Source organism: Kribbella sp. NPDC026596, from assembly GCF_040638415.1.
Taxonomy (GTDB): Bacteria; Actinomycetota; Actinomycetes; order Propionibacteriales; family Kribbellaceae; genus Kribbella.
Genome location: NZ_JBEZYF010000023.1, coordinates 18,849 through 34,047, shown reverse-complemented (window position 1 = coordinate 34,047; position 15,199 = coordinate 18,849). Strand labels below are relative to the sequence as shown.

The 15,199-nt window shown below is 68.1% G+C and carries 15 protein-coding genes and 1 pseudogene; 7 read left to right on the top strand and 9 right to left on the bottom strand.

The window, feature by feature from the left end; all coding sequences use genetic code 11:
* Genes AB0E63_RS20500 through AB0E63_RS20490 form a run of 3 tightly spaced genes read left to right on the top strand, consistent with a single transcriptional unit; the run spans position 1 to position 2,139 of the window.
* Positions 1-1,182: an MSMEG_0565 family glycosyltransferase gene (locus AB0E63_RS20500; RefSeq protein WP_360368212.1), complete on the top strand. Its 1,182-nt coding sequence runs from the start codon at positions 1-3 to the stop codon at positions 1,180-1,182.
* A gap of 3 nt (positions 1,183-1,185) precedes the next feature.
* Positions 1,186-1,368, top strand: a complete 183-nt coding sequence (locus AB0E63_RS20495; RefSeq protein ID WP_360368209.1) for a CbtB-domain containing protein — start codon at positions 1,186-1,188, stop codon at positions 1,366-1,368.
* Positions 1,369-1,377: 9 nt separating this feature from the next.
* A complete protein-coding gene (locus AB0E63_RS20490; RefSeq protein WP_360368206.1) occupies positions 1,378-2,139 on the top strand; it encodes a CbtA family protein in 762 nt (253 codons plus the stop codon).
* Here the strand turns inward: AB0E63_RS20490 and AB0E63_RS20485 are convergent.
* From AB0E63_RS20485 to AB0E63_RS20470, 4 genes are read right to left on the bottom strand one after another with little or no spacing between them, the layout of a single operon-like run.
* Positions 2,115-3,356 carry a phosphoglycerate kinase gene (locus AB0E63_RS20485; protein WP_360368203.1) on the bottom strand — a complete coding sequence of 414 codons (1,242 nt, stop codon included), beginning with the start codon at positions 3,354-3,356 and terminating at the stop codon, positions 2,115-2,117. The two genes, AB0E63_RS20490 and AB0E63_RS20485, sit on opposite strands and share 25 nt — an antisense overlap.
* Before the next feature lie 4 nt (positions 3,357-3,360).
* The gene (gap, locus tag AB0E63_RS20480; RefSeq protein ID WP_360368200.1) at positions 3,361-4,368 is read right to left on the bottom strand and encodes a type I glyceraldehyde-3-phosphate dehydrogenase; all 1,008 of its coding nucleotides are present in this window, start codon (positions 4,366-4,368) and stop codon (positions 3,361-3,363) included.
* Between the two features lie 33 nt (positions 4,369-4,401).
* Positions 4,402-5,277, bottom strand: a complete 876-nt coding sequence (locus AB0E63_RS20475) for a phosphoribulokinase (RefSeq protein WP_360368197.1) — start codon at positions 5,275-5,277, stop codon at positions 4,402-4,404.
* A gap of 11 nt (positions 5,278-5,288) precedes the next feature.
* Positions 5,289-6,365: a class 1 fructose-bisphosphatase gene (locus AB0E63_RS20470; protein WP_360368195.1), complete on the bottom strand. Its 1,077-nt coding sequence runs from the start codon at positions 6,363-6,365 to the stop codon at positions 5,289-5,291.
* 193 nt (positions 6,366-6,558) lie between these two features.
* On the opposite strand from AB0E63_RS20470, the gene AB0E63_RS20465 reads away from it, so the two are divergent.
* Together AB0E63_RS20465 and AB0E63_RS20460 are read left to right on the top strand one after the other, a co-directional pair.
* Positions 6,559-7,446: a class I fructose-bisphosphate aldolase gene (locus tag AB0E63_RS20465; protein ID WP_360368192.1), complete on the top strand. Its 888-nt coding sequence runs from the start codon at positions 6,559-6,561 to the stop codon at positions 7,444-7,446.
* Positions 7,443-8,444: an HAD-IIA family hydrolase gene (locus tag AB0E63_RS20460; RefSeq protein WP_360368187.1), complete on the top strand. Its 1,002-nt coding sequence runs from the start codon at positions 7,443-7,445 to the stop codon at positions 8,442-8,444. Before AB0E63_RS20465 ends, AB0E63_RS20460 begins: the two co-directional genes overlap by 4 nt.
* On the opposite strand, the gene AB0E63_RS20455 is transcribed toward AB0E63_RS20460, so the two are convergent.
* From AB0E63_RS20455 to AB0E63_RS20440, 4 genes and pseudogenes are all read right to left on the bottom strand, one after another.
* The gene (locus AB0E63_RS20455; RefSeq protein WP_360368184.1) at positions 8,433-9,761 is read right to left on the bottom strand and encodes an amidase; all 1,329 of its coding nucleotides are present in this window, start codon (positions 9,759-9,761) and stop codon (positions 8,433-8,435) included. The genes AB0E63_RS20460 and AB0E63_RS20455 overlap by 12 nt on opposite strands.
* Positions 9,761-10,024, bottom strand: a complete 264-nt coding sequence (locus tag AB0E63_RS20450) for a hypothetical protein (RefSeq protein WP_360368181.1) — start codon at positions 10,022-10,024, stop codon at positions 9,761-9,763. The genes AB0E63_RS20455 and AB0E63_RS20450 overlap by 1 nt, the downstream gene beginning before the upstream one ends.
* 13 nt (positions 10,025-10,037) lie before the next feature.
* Positions 10,038-10,271, bottom strand: a complete 234-nt coding sequence (locus tag AB0E63_RS20445; RefSeq protein ID WP_360368178.1) for a hypothetical protein — start codon at positions 10,269-10,271, stop codon at positions 10,038-10,040.
* Between the two features lie 87 nt (positions 10,272-10,358).
* A pseudogene (locus AB0E63_RS20440) lies at positions 10,359-11,214 on the bottom strand (sulfurtransferase).
* Positions 11,215-11,276: 62 nt separating this feature from the next.
* Between AB0E63_RS20440 and AB0E63_RS20435 the strand changes: the two are divergent.
* Positions 11,277-11,738 (top strand): MarR family transcriptional regulator, encoded by a 462-nt coding sequence (locus AB0E63_RS20435; protein WP_360368176.1) that lies wholly within the window; start codon positions 11,277-11,279, stop codon positions 11,736-11,738.
* Between the two features lie 14 nt (positions 11,739-11,752).
* Complete coding sequence (locus AB0E63_RS20430; protein ID WP_360368173.1) at positions 11,753-12,370, top strand: hypothetical protein; 618 nt, start codon at positions 11,753-11,755, stop codon at positions 12,368-12,370.
* Between the two features lie 34 nt (positions 12,371-12,404).
* On the opposite strand, the gene AB0E63_RS20425 is transcribed toward AB0E63_RS20430, so the two are convergent.
* Positions 12,405-15,188 (bottom strand): GH92 family glycosyl hydrolase, encoded by a 2,784-nt coding sequence (locus tag AB0E63_RS20425; protein WP_360368450.1) that lies wholly within the window; start codon positions 15,186-15,188, stop codon positions 12,405-12,407.
* Between the last annotated feature and the right edge of the window lie 11 nt (positions 15,189-15,199).

Genomic DNA, 15,199 nt, shown 5'->3' with positions numbered 1-15,199 from the left:
ATGGCCGTGGAGGATCGCCTGCGTCTCGCGCTCACGACGTACTCGGTCAAGCCACGCGGTGGCGTCGTCCACACCCTCGAGCTTGCTGAGGCACTGCAGGCTGCTGGGGTCGACGTCACCGTGGTGGCGTTGTCCGACCAAGGCAAGGGCTTCTTCCGCGAGGTCGACGTACCCGTGCGGCTGGTCGACGCACCGCCGCCCGCGCCGACGCTCGAGGAGCGCGTGTTCCAGTCGATCGACACGCTGACCGGCTACCTCACCGAGATCGGCGACGGGTTCGACATCGTGCACAGCCAGGACTGCATCTCGGCCCGGGCCGCCGCCCGGGTCCGGGACGCGGGTACGCCGTTCCGCCTGATCCGCACGGTTCACCACGTCGACGACTTCACCACGCAAGCCCTGATGGACTGCCAGCGCAACGCGATCCTGGAGCCGGACGACGTCCTCGTGGTCAGCCGGCTCTGGCAGGAGAAACTGCTGCAGGACTACGGGGTCCACGCCGGCATCGTGACCAACGGCGTCCGCACCGACCGGTTCGGCGCCGGGGTTACTGAGCTGCGCCGCAAGGAGTTGCGCGAGCAGATCAACGCCGGTGACCGTTTCGTCTTCCTGACCGTGGGCGGCATCGAGCCGCGCAAGGGCACCGCCTATCTCGTCGAGGCACTGGCCCGATTGAAGGCGACGCACCCGAACCCGCCGCTGCTCGCGATCATCGGCGGTCATTCCTTCCAGGACTACCGGGCGTACCGCGAGAACGTGCTCAGCTCACTCGAGTCGAGCGGGCTCCGGCTCGGTACGGACGTCGTACTGCTCGGCACCGTCTCGGATGAGGAGCTGCCGGAGTGGTTCGGTGCCGCCGACGGCTTCGCGTTCCCGTCGATGAAGGAAGGCTGGGGCCTCGTGGTCCTCGAGGCGATGGCGGCCGGACTGCCGGTTGTCACCTCCGACATCGACGTCTTCCACGAGTTCCTGACCGACGAGCAGGACGCGCTGATGACCGGCGCGGGTGACGCCGCGTCCCTTGCGCAGGGCCTCGCGCGCCTGGTCGACGACAAGACCACCCGCGAGCGGCTCGCCCAGCGCGGGCCCGCGGTCGCCGCGAGGTACCCGTGGTCGGCCACTGCCGAGCAACACCTCGAGGTCTACCGACGAGCACTGTCATCAAAAGCTAAGGAGAGCTGACCAATGTCGAGCAAAGTGGCCGCCGCCGAACGCATCCCGGTCTGGGCCTACCTCATCGCCGTACTGTCGTTGATCGCTCTGTACCTCATGCTCCAGGACAACGGCGCGGTGCTGTCGACCCTGGCGCCGTACGTCCACGAGTTCACCCACGACGGCCGCCACATTCTCGGCGTGCCCTGCCACTAGGACGATGAGATGAACCTCTGGCCGTCAACACTCCGTGCCGCACTCGCCGGCGGACTCGCCGCCGGCGCCGTCGCCGCGACCTTCAGCGTCGTGGTCGTCGAACCGACCATCCGGCTCGCGCTGGCGGTCGAGGACAGCCGCACCGCCATGGAGCACACGCATGGCGAGTCAGGTCACGACGCCGAACTCGTCTCGCGTGGCATGCAGCAGGTCGGCGGTGCCGTGGCGGTCATCGTCGCGGCGCTCCTGCTCTCTCTGCTCTACGCCGTCGCCCTGACCCGCTTCCGGCGTTCGTCGAACCTGAGCGAGCTGGCGAGCGCCCTGGTCGTGGCCGGCGGGGGCTTCGCGATCTTCGCCCTCGCACCCGGCCTCAAGTATCCGGCCAACCCGCCCGCGGTCGGCGATCCGGACACGGTCACCCAGCGCACGCTGCTCTACGCGTGCGCAATCGCCATCGCGGCCTTGACCGTCACAGCGGTTGTCGTTGTCGTCCGTACGGCCAGGCGACGCGGATGGTCGTCCACCCGCGTCACCTGGAGCGTCGTCGGTGTGCTGGCCGCCGGCTGCGTCATCCTGTTCGCCGGCCTCCCGGCCAGTCCCGACGCGATTCCCGCCGATGTCGGTGCCGGCCTGGTCTGGGAGTTCCGGGTCAAGTCATTCGGCACGCTGGCCCTCCTGTGGACGACCTTGGGCCTGGTGACCGGCACCCTGCTGGCCCGCGCGAACCACACCGCCTACAACCGCACTCACCGGGTCTTGAGCAGCCGCTGACCGAACGTCTCCTCCCCGGCATCGAGTACGTCGATGCCGGGGAGAGTCTTGCCCTCCAGGTACTCCAGCGAGGCGCCTCCCCCGGTCGAGATGTGCCCGAAGGCCGTCTCGTCGAAGCCCAGCAGCCGTACGGCGGCCGCCGAGTCGCCACCACCGACCACTGACAACCCGTCGAGCTCAGTCAGCGCCTGGGCGACAGCTCGGGTCCCGGAGGCGAACGCCTCGAACTCGAAGACACCCATCGGGCCGTTCCAGAAGACCGTCCGGGCATCGCTGAGCACGGCGGCGAACCGCTGCGCCGACTCGGGACCGATGTCCAGCCCCATCCGGTCGGCCGGGATCTGGTCAGCACGCACGACCTCGGCCACAGCGTCCGCGGCGAATCGGTCCGTGATCACCACGTCCGTCGGCAGCAAGAACTCGACACCCTGGTCCGCCGCGCGGTTGAGGTAGCCGCGGCAGGTGGGGAGCTGGTCCTTCTCGAGCAGGCTGTTGCCGACCTCGTACCCCTGGGCGGCCAGAAAGGTGTAGGCCATGCCGCCACCGATGACCAGCTTGTCGGCCTTACCCAGCAGGTTGTCGATCACGCCGAGCTTGTCCGAGACCTTCGCTCCGCCCAGCACGACGACGTACGGGCGTTCCGGTGCCTGCGTGAGCCGTTCGAGTACGCCGATCTCGGTGGCGACGAGTTGCCCCATGGCGGCAGGCAACCGCTGCGCAACGTCGTACACCGACGCCTGCTTGCGATGAACCACGCCGAAGCCGTCACTGACGAAAGCCTCGGCCAACGTGGCCAAGCGGTCGGCTACCTCGCCGCGCACAGCAGCGTCCTTGCTGGTCTCACCGGCGTTGAAGCGGACGTTCTCCAACAGCGCGACTCGACCATCTTGGAGCGAGTCGACCGTTGCCTGCGCGCTCTCGCCGAGACTGTCGGTCGCGAACGCCACCTCCGCGCCGAGCAGCTCACCGAGCCGCTCGGCCACCGGCGCCAAGGAGTAGTCAAGGTCGGGCGATCCGTCCGGGCGGCCCAGATGCGCGGTCACCACGACTCGGGTGCCTTGGTCGGCGAGCTGCCGAATCGTCGGTACGCCGGCCCGGATGCGGCCGTCGTCGATGATCGTGCCGCCGTCCACCGGGACGTTCAGGTCGGACCGGACCAGAACACGGCGGCCGCGAAGTCCGCCCAGCTCGCGGCTGAGGTCGTCGATGGTTGCCATCGGCTCAGAGGCTCGCGCCGACGTGGGACACGAGGTCGGCCAGGCGGTTCGAGTAGCCCCACTCATTGTCGTACCAGCCGACGACCTTGACCTGGTTGCCGATCACCTTCGTGAGCGGACCGTCGAAGATGCAGGACGCCGGGTCGGTGACGATGTCGGTGGAGACGATCGGATCGGTCGAGTAGCGCAGGTAGCCCTTCAGGTCTCCCTCGGCCGCCGCCTGCACGATCTCGTTGACCTCTTCGACGGAAGTCTCACGCGCCGCTTCGAAGGTCAGATCCGTCGCCGAGCCGGTCGGAACGGGGACCCGGAGCGCGTAGCCGTCCAGCTTGCCCTTCAGCTCGGGCAGCACCAGCCCGATCGCCTTCGCGGCCCCGGTCGAGGTCGGTACGACGTTGATCGCGGCGGCCCGGGCCCGGCGGAGATCCTTGTGGATATTGTCCTGCAGGTTCTGGTCCGCGGTGTAGGCGTGGATCGTGGTCATCAGGCCTCTGACGATGCCTAGCCCCTCGTGCAACGCCTTGGCCATCGGCGCGAGGCAGTTGGTGGTGCAGGAGGCGTTCGAGATCACGGTGTGCGCCGCAGCGTCGTACTCGTCGTGGTTCACGCCCATGACGATCGTGATGTCGTTGTTGGAGGCCGGCGCGGAGATGATCACCTTCCGGGCACCGCCGCTGTCGACATGGGCGCGGGCCAGGTTCGCGTCGGTGAAGAAGCCGGTCGACTCGACCACCAGGTCGACCCCGAGGTCCTTCCACGGGAGTTTGCCGGGATCACGCTCGGCCAGCGCGACGATCGAGGCGTCGCCGACGACGATCGCGTCGCCGTCCGCGCGGACGTCCGCGTCCAGCCGGCCGAGGATCGAGTCGTACTTCAGTAGGTGCGCCAGCGTGGACCGGTCAGTCAGGTCGTTGACGGCGACGACCTCGATGTCGGCCCCGGAGGCGCGGACAGCACGGAAGAAGTTGCGGCCGATCCGGCCGAAGCCGTTGATACCGACACGAACAGTCATGAAAACGGAACCTCCTGAGGGGAACGGTGGATGTCAGCGGGTCTTGTCGCGGCGCTCGAGCAGCCGCCACAGCATCGGTGTGAAGATCAGCTGCATGGCCAGATCCATCTTTCCGCCGGGGCAGACGATGGTGTTCGGGCGCGACATGAACGAGTCGTGCAGCATCGACAGCAGGTAAGGGAAGTCGATCCCGCGCGGATCCTTGAACCGGATCACCAGCATCGACTCGTCCGGTGCCGGGATCGTCCGCGCGATGAACGGGTTGGACGTGTCGACCACGGGCACGCGCTGGAAGTTGACGTCCGTACGAGAGAACTGCGGGCACATGTAGTTCACGTAGTCGTGCATCCGGCGAAGGATCGTCTCCGTCACCGCCTCGGTGGAGTAGCCGCGCTTGGCCTTGTCCCGGTGCAGCTTCTGCGTCCACTCCAGGTTGATCACCGGCACGACGCCGATCAGCAGGTCGGCGTGCTGGGCGACGTCGACCTTCTCGGTGACGACCGCACCGTGCAGACCCTCGTAGAACAACAGGTCCGTGTCGCCCGGGAGATCTGCCCAGGGCGTGAACGTTCCGGGCTCCTGCGCGTACGGCGCCGCCTCCTGGTCGTCGTGGAGATACTTGCGGACGCGGCCACCGCCGGCTTCGCCGTACTCACGGAACAACGCCTCGAGCTCCTCGAACAGGTTGGCGTCGGGGCCGAAGTGGCTGAAGGTGTGATCCCCCTCGGCGAGCGCCCGGGTCATCTCGTCCTTCATTCCCATCCGGTCGTAGCGGTGGAAGCTGTCGCCCTCGACGAAGGCGGCGTTCACCTGCTCGCGCCGGAAGATCTGCTCGAACGTGCGCATCACCGAGGTAGTGCCGGCCCCGGACGAACCGGTGATCGCGACGACGGGGTGCTTGGCTGACATCGATCCACTCCTCAGGCGCTCGCGCGGTACAGGCCGCGGAATCCGTACAGCGGGTTGCTCTGGTCCTCGGGGTCGCCGGCGGACTCGGCGTGGTACCGCTCGATCCGCTCGACCTCTTCGCGGGAGCCGAAGACGAACCCGATCCGCTGGTGCAACTGCGACGGCTTGACCTCGAGCACACGCTCCCGTCCGGTCGTCGCGCGACCGCCGGCCTGCTCGATCAGGAACGCGATCGGGTTGGCCTCGTAGAGCAGCCGGAGCCGGCCTTCCTGCGCGGGATCCTTGGAGTCACGCGGGTACAGGAACACACCACCACGGGTCAGGATCCGGTGCGTCTCGGCCACCAGGGACGCGACCCAGCGCATGTTGAAGTCCTTCTCCCGCGGACCCGTCGTACCGGCCAGGCACTCCTCGACGTAGCGCTGTACGGCCGGCTCCCAGAACCGGCGGTTCGAGGTGTTGACCGCGAACTCGGCCGTTGCCTCCGGCACCTTGATGTCCTGCCTGGTCAGGAAGAACTCGCCCAGGTCGGGGTCCAGCGTGAACGCGTGCACTCCGGTGCCGACCGTGAGTACGAGCAGCGTCGACGGGCCGTAGATCGCGTAGCCGCCGGCAACCTGTTCCGTTCCGGGCTGGAGGAAGTCGCCGACCTGGACGTCGGGACCGGTGACCGGGGCGCGCAGGATCGAGAAGATGCTCCCGACCGACACGTTGACGTCGATGTTGGACGAACCGTCGAGCGGGTCGAACACGAGCAGGCAGTTGCCCCGCGGATGGCGGGCCGGGATCTGGTACGGCGCCTCCAGTTCCTCCGACGCCATGCCCGCCAGCACCCCACCCCACTCGGTGGTCCGAAGAAAGATCTCGTTGGCCAGTACGTCGAGCTTCTGCTGCTGCTCGCCCTGCACGTTCGTGGCCCCGGCGGCACCGAGTACGCCGGACAGCGCGCCGGACGCGATCCGCTTCGAGATCGCCTTGCAGGCCAGCGCGACGTCGGCGATCAACGCGTCGGTCTCCTCGCTCGAACCAGGGCGGCGACGACGGTCCTCGGTCAGGAACTGGGACAGCGTCAGGCGTTCGGTGAGCATGGGCACTCCTCGCGGCAGGGGTGTTGGCTGCTCCGAGCACACCAGCGCGGGCGCCGGGAGGCATCCACCCGAGGGGTGACCGCGGGGGTGGTAGCCGTCCGCCGGAATCACCCGTCCACTCAGCCCCAAGGGTGAATCCGCCGCCAGGTGGTGGACCTTAGCTTCGACGAAACATTCCTTGCAGGAGGCCGACATGCGCACGATGGACGAGACCGCCGCCGCGATCCTGGCGCCACCCAAAGGACTGCTGGTCGTCGACGAGTACGCCGAGGCGCTCGTCGGCACCGACCGTGCCCACCGGTTCACCGAGTCCGTGCTGCGCACGGAAGGCCTGAGCGACTACGTCTCCGCTGTGCTCCTCACGCCCGAAGCGTTCGCTGCGCTGCGTCCCAACGGGCTGCGACCGTTGATCGGCGTCCGCATGACGACGCAGGAGATCCCGCTGGGACACCTCGCCGGGCGCGGCGCGTCGTTCGTCGAGTGGCGCGAGAACCTTTCCCCGCTTGACGTTCCGCTGGGCTCTGTTCACATCAGTGCGGAGACTCTCGCCCGCGGTGCCGCGGCAGCACAGGCCGCTGGGATCCTCCCCATCCTGACGATCGCCATGCCGGAGCTCGGCGCCTCCAGCATCACCATCACCCAGGCCGTCACGACCAACGCATTGCTCGCCCTGCGCACCGAGCTCGACCGGGCCGGCGTCGATCCCCGCCATCTGCTGGTGCGGATCAACATGGTCGTGCCCGGCCTTACGAACCCGGTGCCCGCGGACTCCCAGCAGGTCGCTCGCCTGACCACGGCTCTGCTGGACAAGGGCATTCCGGCTCAGACTCCCGGCGTACTGCTGCTCTCCGGTGGGCAACCTCTGGATCAAGCCTGCTCACATCTGGAGGCCATCGCTTCGGACCCGGGCCATTCGTGGCGGGTAACCTACGGCTTCTCACGTCCGCTGGTCGCCTCGGCCGCCGAGGCCTGGGTACGCACGGAGGACGCCGCCGAGAGTGGACGCATCCTGCTGCAGAACTGCCGGCGTGCCAGCGGATCCGTGGCCGCGGCGCTGGCCGCCGGCGGGGCGCGTTCGTGACGGTTCTTGCAAGCTACCGCGGGGTGATCTGTGACCTCGACGGTGTGGTCTATCGCGGCCCTCACGCGGTGCCGGGCGCGGTCCCGAGTCTGAACTCGATGATTGCCGACCAAGTGCCAGTGGTGTTCGCGACCAACAACGCATCCCGGCCGCCTGCTGCGGCGGCGACACATCTGCGCGAGCTGGGCCTCAGTGACGAGGGCTGGTCCGTCGTCACGAGTGCACAAGCGGCCGCGGCGTACCTGACCGACCGGCTCGGGCCGGGCGCACGAGTCCTGGCGGTGGGTGGATCGGGGGTGACCGAGGCCCTCGGCGAGGTCGGCCTGAAGCCCGTGCGCGTCGATGAGCTAGCCGATGGACAGCCCGTCGAAGCGGTGGTCCAAGGAGCGGGGCTGGAGGTGACCTGGCGCGACCTGGCCGAGGTCGGCTACCTCGCCCAGGCGGGTGCGCTGTGGGTGGCGACGAACCTGGACGCGACGATACCGACCGCACGCGGTCTGGCGCCGGGCAACGGCGCGTTCGTCGGGGCGGTCCGGGCCACGACGCCGGTTTCCCCTTATGTGACAGGCAAACCGGGTACGGCGCTGTTCGACCTCGCCTGCTCCCGGCTCGGCTGCGACCCCTCCGACACGATCATGGTCGGCGATCGCCTCGACACGGATATCGTCGGCGCCCGCTCGGCCGGCGTCGACTCCATGTTCGTCCTGGGCGGCGCGAGCAGCCTGCGGGACCTGGCGTTCGCCGAGGACGACGCGCGCCCGACGTACTTCGCGTTCGACCTGTCAGGGTTGCTCCAACCTGGCCTTCGCCGACGCCCCGAACCCGACGACGCCGTCACGATCTCGCCGGAGGGCGTGGTGTCGGTACGCCGTACCGTCACTCGGCACCGGCTCCTCCAGGCGGTCGTGTCGACCGCCTGGCACGCCCGCGACCACGACCAACCACTCGCCGCCGACGCTGATTCGTGGGCGGAGGTCGAACGTCACCTAGGTCTCTAAGGCACGCTCGACCAGGCGTCCCAGGTTCAGCAGCGCCGCGTCCCGCAAGCCCAGCAACTCGAGGCCGACCGGCAACCCTTCGTCAGTCCTGCCCGCGGGTAAGCTCAGCGCCGGCAGATCCGCCTGGGAAGCGATCAACGTGTTGACGGGCAACCGCCTGCTCGGCAGCTTTTCGCGATCCCGGTCGAGCCGCGGAGCCGGCACACTCACCGTCGGATACACGAGCGCGTCGAGGCCCCGATCGGTCATCGCGCCCACGACCGCGTCACGCAGTCGGTGCCGTGCGGCGTACAGCTGCGCACGACCACCGGCCGACGATCGACTCGCGAGCAACTCGGCAAGATCCAGCGCATCGGGAAAGACGCCGTCGTCATACAGCTCGATGAAGGATCGGCCACCTCTCGAGCGCAGGAAGCCATCGACATCGTCCCGCGCCACCACCAGGTACGGCGAACTGTCGCGAAGCAGCCCTGGAAGTCCTGGCAACTCGAGCTCATCCACCCGAACACCGAGCCTGCCGAAGGCTTTGTCCACCACGGCGGAGACCTGCTCCGAGCCGTCCCACTCCCCCGGGCCGTCTGGCAGTGCGAGGAGCCCGAGCCGGTAGGTCTGCTGCTCATTTGCCCGCAGCAACCGACCTGCCAGCACGTCCAGCAGAAGTGCTGCGTCGTCGACGCAGGTGGTCAGCGGACCCGGAGTGTCCTGCACTGCCACCAGCGTTGCCAACCCCTGCGTCGGCAGGAGGCCGGTCGTCGGACGCATCCCGACCACGCCGTTGAAGGACGCCGGCACCCGGACAGACCCTCCGGTGTCGGACCCGAGCGCCACCGGGACGAGCCCAGCCGCAATGGCGACCGCCGAACCGCTGCTCGAACCTCCGGCCTCATGCGCCGCCGACCGGCTGTTGACCGTCCTTCCCATGGACGAGTCCGACAACCAGGACATCGCGAAGTCCGGGGTCGCGGTCTTGCCGAGGATGATGGCTCCGGCCGCGCGCAACCGCCGTACGGCCTCTGCGTCTGCCTCGGGAAAGTAGTCGCGGAACGCCCGACAGCCGAAGCTCGTCGGGATCCCGCGCGTCTCGAACACGTCCTTCACCAGGATCGGGATCCCATGCAACGGGCCGAGGAGCTCACCGGTTCGCTGGAAGTGGTGATCGGCTGCGGCGGCATCAACTCTGGCGTGCGCGTTGAGTGCCAGTACAGCCCCCAACTGAGAGCCATCAATCCGGGCGAGACACTCGTCGACCACTGCGACCGAGGTCCGATCGCCCGTCAGCATGCTGTCCCGGAGCGCGGCCAGGCTCGGCCACGTCATCAGCAGGTGCAGTACGAGCAGGACCCGGAAGCGTCGGTGTAGTAACCGCAGTCATGGGAGGGCGGACGGGCCGGTCCGACCCATCGCCGCAGAATTGTCTCCAGCTTGCACCGCAGGCAGGACGTCTGGGTGACGAGCGTGCCGGAGTCGGGCGTCTCCCAGTACGCCACCGTCTCGGAGTCGTGCTCGCCCTGCCGGCCGTCACACTTCGCCGACGCGCAGGCGAGCACCACCCGATCCACCGCGGAACTTTCGACCAGCATGGGACTCACCTCCTCAGATCGGGACACCCCAGGGACGGGACTCGAACTCGAGGCGATCGGCATCGGCCCGCAGGAGGCGGGCCGCCGTCCGGTGCGCCTCGACCGACGGCGGGGACGGCGCCCAGTACGGCGTCCGCGCGGCCAGGCTCGCCGCCGCCTCCTCCTCGCGCCGCGCGAGTGCGTAGAGCTGCTGGCACAAGGCGGTCACGACGTCGGGGGTCCAGCGTCCTTCGGTGATGATGCTCATCTGATCTCCCGGAATGAGGGGTCGTGCTCAGATGATCCGTGGCCCCGTTGCACGGGCGTTGCAGCTGGCTGCAACGCCCGTCCGGGATCAGACCTCGACCGGTACTCCGATGAGTGAGCCGTACTCGACCCAGGAACCGTCGTAGTTCTTGACCGACGGCTGGTCCAGGAGCTCGTGCAGGACGAACCAGCTGTGCGCGCTGCGCTCGCCGATCCGGCAGTAGACGACGATGTCCGGGGCGGACTCACTGCCCGATCCCAGTGAGAGTCCGGCGCCGGCGTACAGCGCGCGCAGCCGTTCGTCGGTGAGGAAGGTGCCGTCGTCAGCCACGGCCTGCGACCACGGCACGTTCACCGCTCCGGGAACGTGGCCCGGGACCTGCGGCTGCTCCTGGGGAAAGTGCGCCGGGGCAAGGATCTCGCCGGTGAACTCCGCAGGCGAGCGGACATCGAGGATGCTGTCCCGTCCGATGGCGGCCACGACGTCGTCCCGGTAGGCGCGCAGGCTCCCGTCCGCGGGCTGGGCCTGGTACGACGCCGGGCGTGGAGAGCGCTCGCGCACGGTCGGCGCATCGGTCAGCACCCGCCCGTCGAGCTCCCAGCGCTTCGTCCCACCGTCGAGCAGGCGCACGTCACGATGACCGTAGAGGGAAGTACCAATAGGCGTACGCCGCGAACCAGTTGTTGTCCCCGCCGTACAAGATCACCGTGTCGTCCGGCGTGACCTGGTGCTTGGTCAGCAACTGCTCGAACGCGTCCTGGCCGATCAGGTCACGGCGGATCGGGTCCTGCAGATCGGTCCGCCAGTCGAGGGCGAGCGCGCCCGGGATGTGCCGATCGGCGTGCGCCTGGCTGTTCTCGTCCACCTCGAAGACCACCACGGCGGGGTCGTCCAGCTGCTTCTCGAGCCAGTCGCCGTCGACCAGCACGTGCTCTCGCGCCATCGTTCCTCCTCATTAGTTAGTGTACTAACTATTAGCCTACGCATGATTGGTACACTCACTGTGTGGCCGCAGCGAAAATGAGACAGACCGACGACAACCCGCTGGCGCTCGAACACCAGGTCTGCTTCGCCCTGGCGATCGCCTCGCGCACCGTCATCGCGCTGTACCGGCCGGTCCTCGAGCCGATGGGGCTGACCCACCCGCAGTACCTGGTCATGCTGGCGCTCTGGGAGTTCGAGCCGGTCTCGGTCAAGGACCTGTCCGGCATGCTCCAGCTCGAGCCGGCGACCCTGTCCCCCTTGCTCAAACGACTCGAGACCGCAGGCCTGCTCCGCCGCGACCGCGACGCCAGGGACGAGCGCTCCCTCGCGGTCGCGCTCACCGACAAAGGACGGGCGCTCCGCAAGGAGGCCCTGAAGGTGCCGCCGGCCATCGTTGACCGCCTCGGCATGGACATCGACGAGCTGATGCAGCTGCACGAGCGACTGACCCGGGTGATAGCCGCCGCCAAGGACCCCGCCTGACCCAGAATGTGGGCATGACCGAGCTTCCGTCCGAGTACCACCGCAGGCTTCCGTACGGCGAACGCATGTCAGCCGAGCCCTTACTGGGCACGCCGTTCTTCCCGTTCGAGGGAGACGTCGAGGTGGTTCGCCTCGCGGATCCTGTCCTGCCGGAGCCGCCGCGAGCGGGTGAGGACGGTGGCCGGCAATGCGTGAAGTGCGCGGATCCGGAGGGGTTCGTGATCTGGCGGGACGAGCAGTGGCACCTCAAGGCCGGGTTCGAGGCCAGTGGCCTGCCGTTCGTGGCGGTGCTCGAGCCGCGGGAGCATTACCGGCTGGACAACCTGCCGGCCGAGCTGACTGCGACGCTCGGGCCGATGATCCAGCGGGTGGCGAACGCGATCCGGCGCATCGACAGTGTGGGGCGAACGCACTTCAACCGATGGGGTGACGGGAGCGAGCACTTTCATCTGTGGTTCCTGGCGCGCCCGCTCGGGATGATGCAGATGCGCGGCGCGATGATCGCGGCCTGGGACGACATGTTGCCGAAGGTGCCGGACGCCGAGTTCGCCGCGAACGCCCAGCTGGTCGCCGCCGCCCTCGCTGAGGACGGCGGCGAGCCGATCGGAGCCGGGCTACCAGACGCCGAGTGACCGGGGCCGCACGGGCGGCTCATCCGGAGTCCCCTCAGCCGGTGGCCAGCGTGAAGATCCGCAGGTCGCGGTTCTTCGGAAGCGTGATGCTGACCGGAGTCTTGGTCAAAGCCAGCGGTGCGGTGGCGAAGATGTGCGTGGTGACGTTGTCCCGTCCCCCACCGGACTCGTTGCGGTACGGCGTGGTCGCGACGATCACGTTGCCGTAGTGAACCGTGTCGCCGCCACCGCCGAGTGTCCAGTCGCTGAAGGACAAGTCGATCTGCTCGGTGCTGCCGTCGGAGTAGTTCAGCGTCGCGCTCGTCTGCTGGTTACCGTTGACCGCACTGCCGACGAACGACAACTTCGTCGTACCGGCTGGGAGATTCAGGTTGAGCAACTGACCGTCCGCAGGCACGTTGTCGGGGTCACCATCGGCGACATCGGGCCACGTGAGGCTCAGGCCCTGCACGGTGCTCACACCACCCGGCGTGAGTCCGGCGGCTGCCAGTGCCTGGCGTGAATAGCTGACGCCACCGCCGTCGTAATCCGCCTCGGTGTGGTCACCGGCGTCGTCAGACATCGCCACGCCCTCGCGGAGCACGAAGAACGAGTTCGGCTGGCCCACGACCACGGTGAAGCCCACCTGCGGCAACGCCGTCCCGTCTGCCGCCTTCAACGACACGGTGACCGGGTAGCGGCCGTCCGGCGTACCGGCGGGTGCTGCGATCGTCACCGGTGCGCTGCCGACCTGGTCGACGTGGAAGGTTCCGCTTGCTGGTGTCACCGTGAGACCTGCCGGCGCATTGAGTGTGTAGGTGACGTCCTGCGCGGTGCCACTGAGCCGGTGCGCTTGGATGGCGACCGGTGCGCTGGTCGTACCGGGAGCGACAACCATCCGGCTCGTGTCGGTCGAGGTCTGGAACGGGATCTCACCGGTGCGCCACGACGGCGGTGCGTCCTCGGCCGCTGTGCCCCACGCTGTGTTGGGCTGAGTGCTCAAGACAAAGTCCAGCGTCCCGCCGTGCTGCACGAAGGACTCCGGCAGCCACGGCTTGGTCGTCGTACGCCCGTTCACCCTCAGGGACTGCACGTACGGCGCGTCCGCACCGGGAGCGTTGATGCGGATGGTCCGGCCGCCGTCGCGGTGGATCACGGCGCGCGGGAACAGCGGCGCCGCGACCTGCAGCTCCGCACGGCTCGGCACGTCCGGGTAGAGCCCGAGCGCGGTCCACACGTACCAGGACGACATCGCGCCCAGGTCGTCGTTGCCCGGGATACCGCCGGTGCTGGTGTTCCACAGCTGGTTCATTGCCTGCCGCAACGTCTCCTGCGTCGCATACGGCCGGCCGGTGTAGTTGTAGATCCACGGTGTGTTGATCGACGGCTCGTTGTCCATCTCGGCGTGCAGGTCACCCGCACCGGTCAGCGCCCAGGTGCCGTCCGGGTTCTTGAAGAACGCGTCCAGCCGCTGGTTGGCCGTGTCCACGCCACCCATCGCGTCGACCAGGCCGGCGCGGTTGTGCGGGATCATCCAGGTGTATTGCGCACTGCTGCCCTCGGCGAACCCGTCGTACGTGGACGGTGTGAAGCCGGGCCACGCGCCGTTGTCGTCGCGGTTCTGGATGTAGCCGCCGTTCTCCGGGTTGAAGACGTTCTGCCAGTACTGCGACCTGGTCAGGAAGCGCTGGTACGTCGTCTTGTCGCCGGTGCGCTGCGCCAGTTGGGCCAGTGCGAAGTCGGCGGTCACGTCCTCGAGTGTTTCGACCGCACCGCCCCAGGCGTTGGACTTGGTGGGGACGTAGTGCAGTGCGAGGTACTTGTCGAGTGATGGCCGCTGTCCGATCGACATGACTGGCTTGCCGGCCGAGCTGAGGTCCTTGGCGGTCGGTACGGTCGCCGCCTTCACCAGGGAACGCAGTGCGGTCCGCTCGTCGAAGTTGGTTCCGCCGAACGCATAGATGCCGGCTACCGCAGGCGCTGACGGGTCACCGGTCATCACCGCCGTACTGCCGGCGGCGTGCGTCCAGCGGTCCCAGATGCCTCCGTTCTGTGAGGCCTGGTTGAGCAACGACTGTGCGATGTCACCGGCTCTCGAAGGCTCCAGCAGTGTGAGTAGTTGCAGCTGCGACCGGTAGACGTCCCAGCCGGAGAAGGTCGCGTACTGCGCTTGCTGTCCGTGGCTCAGATAGTGCGGCTTCTGGTCGAATCCCCAGTACTGACCATTGACGTCACTGAACACGTTCGGATGCAGCAGTGCGTGGTAGAGCGCGGTGTAGAAGGTGGTGCGTTGGTCGGTGGTGCCGCCGGTGACGTCGATCCGGCTCAGCTGCTGTCGCCAAGCCTGCTTGGCTTTCGCGGCCGTCACAGCGACCGAGGTACCGCGCGGGTTCTCCGCGCGCAGGTTGGCCAGGGCGTTGGCCGTGCTCACGTAGGCGATGCCGATCCGCATCGTCACCTTGTCGCTGTCGAAGCCGACGTACCCGCCGGAGCCCTTGTTCGCGGGCATCCAGCCGTCAGTCCCGTACGTCGTACCGCCGCGGGCACTCGAGCTGCCCTGAGTGACTGTCGTGTCGGTCCAGGTGCCCTGCTTCTTGAAGGGCTGGTCGAACTCGGCGACGAAGTGCAGCGTGTAGTAGCTGCGCTGTCCGACGCTGGCGAGATAGCCGCAGAAGTTGCCGCTGGTGACCGATCCGCTGACCGTGCGCTTGGCAGGGTCGATGCTGAGCTCGGCGTCACTCGAGCCGACCTCGGAGTTCGACGTACGGAAGAGCAGGCTCTTGGCCTTGTCGGCCGGGAAGGTGAAGGCGGCGGACCCGGTGCGGGTGGTCGCAGCCAGCCCCGGCTACC

What these genes read in the sequence shown, in the direction of transcription:
- AB0E63_RS20495 (WP_360368209.1), top strand. Translation starts at nt 1,186, where the DNA reads ATGTCGAGCAAAGTGGCCGCCGCCGAACGCATCCCGGTCTGGGCCTAC.
- AB0E63_RS20470 (WP_360368195.1), bottom strand. Translation starts at nt 6,365, where the DNA reads ATGCTCACCGAACGCCTGACGCTGTCCCAGTTCCTGACCGAGGACCGT.
- AB0E63_RS20450 (WP_360368181.1), bottom strand. Translation starts at nt 10,024, where the DNA reads ATGCTGGTCGAAAGTTCCGCGGTGGATCGGGTGGTGCTCGCCTGCGCG.
- AB0E63_RS20500 (WP_360368212.1), top strand. Translation starts at nt 1, where the DNA reads ATGGCCGTGGAGGATCGCCTGCGTCTCGCGCTCACGACGTACTCGGTC.
- AB0E63_RS20475 (WP_360368197.1), bottom strand. Translation starts at nt 5,277, where the DNA reads ATGTCAGCCAAGCACCCCGTCGTCGCGATCACCGGTTCGTCCGGGGCC.
- AB0E63_RS20485 (WP_360368203.1), bottom strand. Translation starts at nt 3,356, where the DNA reads ATGGCAACCATCGACGACCTCAGCCGCGAGCTGGGCGGACTTCGCGGC.
- AB0E63_RS20430 (WP_360368173.1), top strand. Translation starts at nt 11,753, where the DNA reads ATGACCGAGCTTCCGTCCGAGTACCACCGCAGGCTTCCGTACGGCGAA.
- AB0E63_RS20455 (WP_360368184.1), bottom strand. Translation starts at nt 9,761, where the DNA reads ATGACGTGGCCGAGCCTGGCCGCGCTCCGGGACAGCATGCTGACGGGC.
- AB0E63_RS20465 (WP_360368192.1), top strand. Translation starts at nt 6,559, where the DNA reads ATGCGCACGATGGACGAGACCGCCGCCGCGATCCTGGCGCCACCCAAA.
- gap (WP_360368200.1), bottom strand. Translation starts at nt 4,368, where the DNA reads ATGACTGTTCGTGTCGGTATCAACGGCTTCGGCCGGATCGGCCGCAAC.
- AB0E63_RS20490 (WP_360368206.1), top strand. Translation starts at nt 1,378, where the DNA reads ATGAACCTCTGGCCGTCAACACTCCGTGCCGCACTCGCCGGCGGACTC.
- AB0E63_RS20445 (WP_360368178.1), bottom strand. Translation starts at nt 10,271, where the DNA reads ATGAGCATCATCACCGAAGGACGCTGGACCCCCGACGTCGTGACCGCC.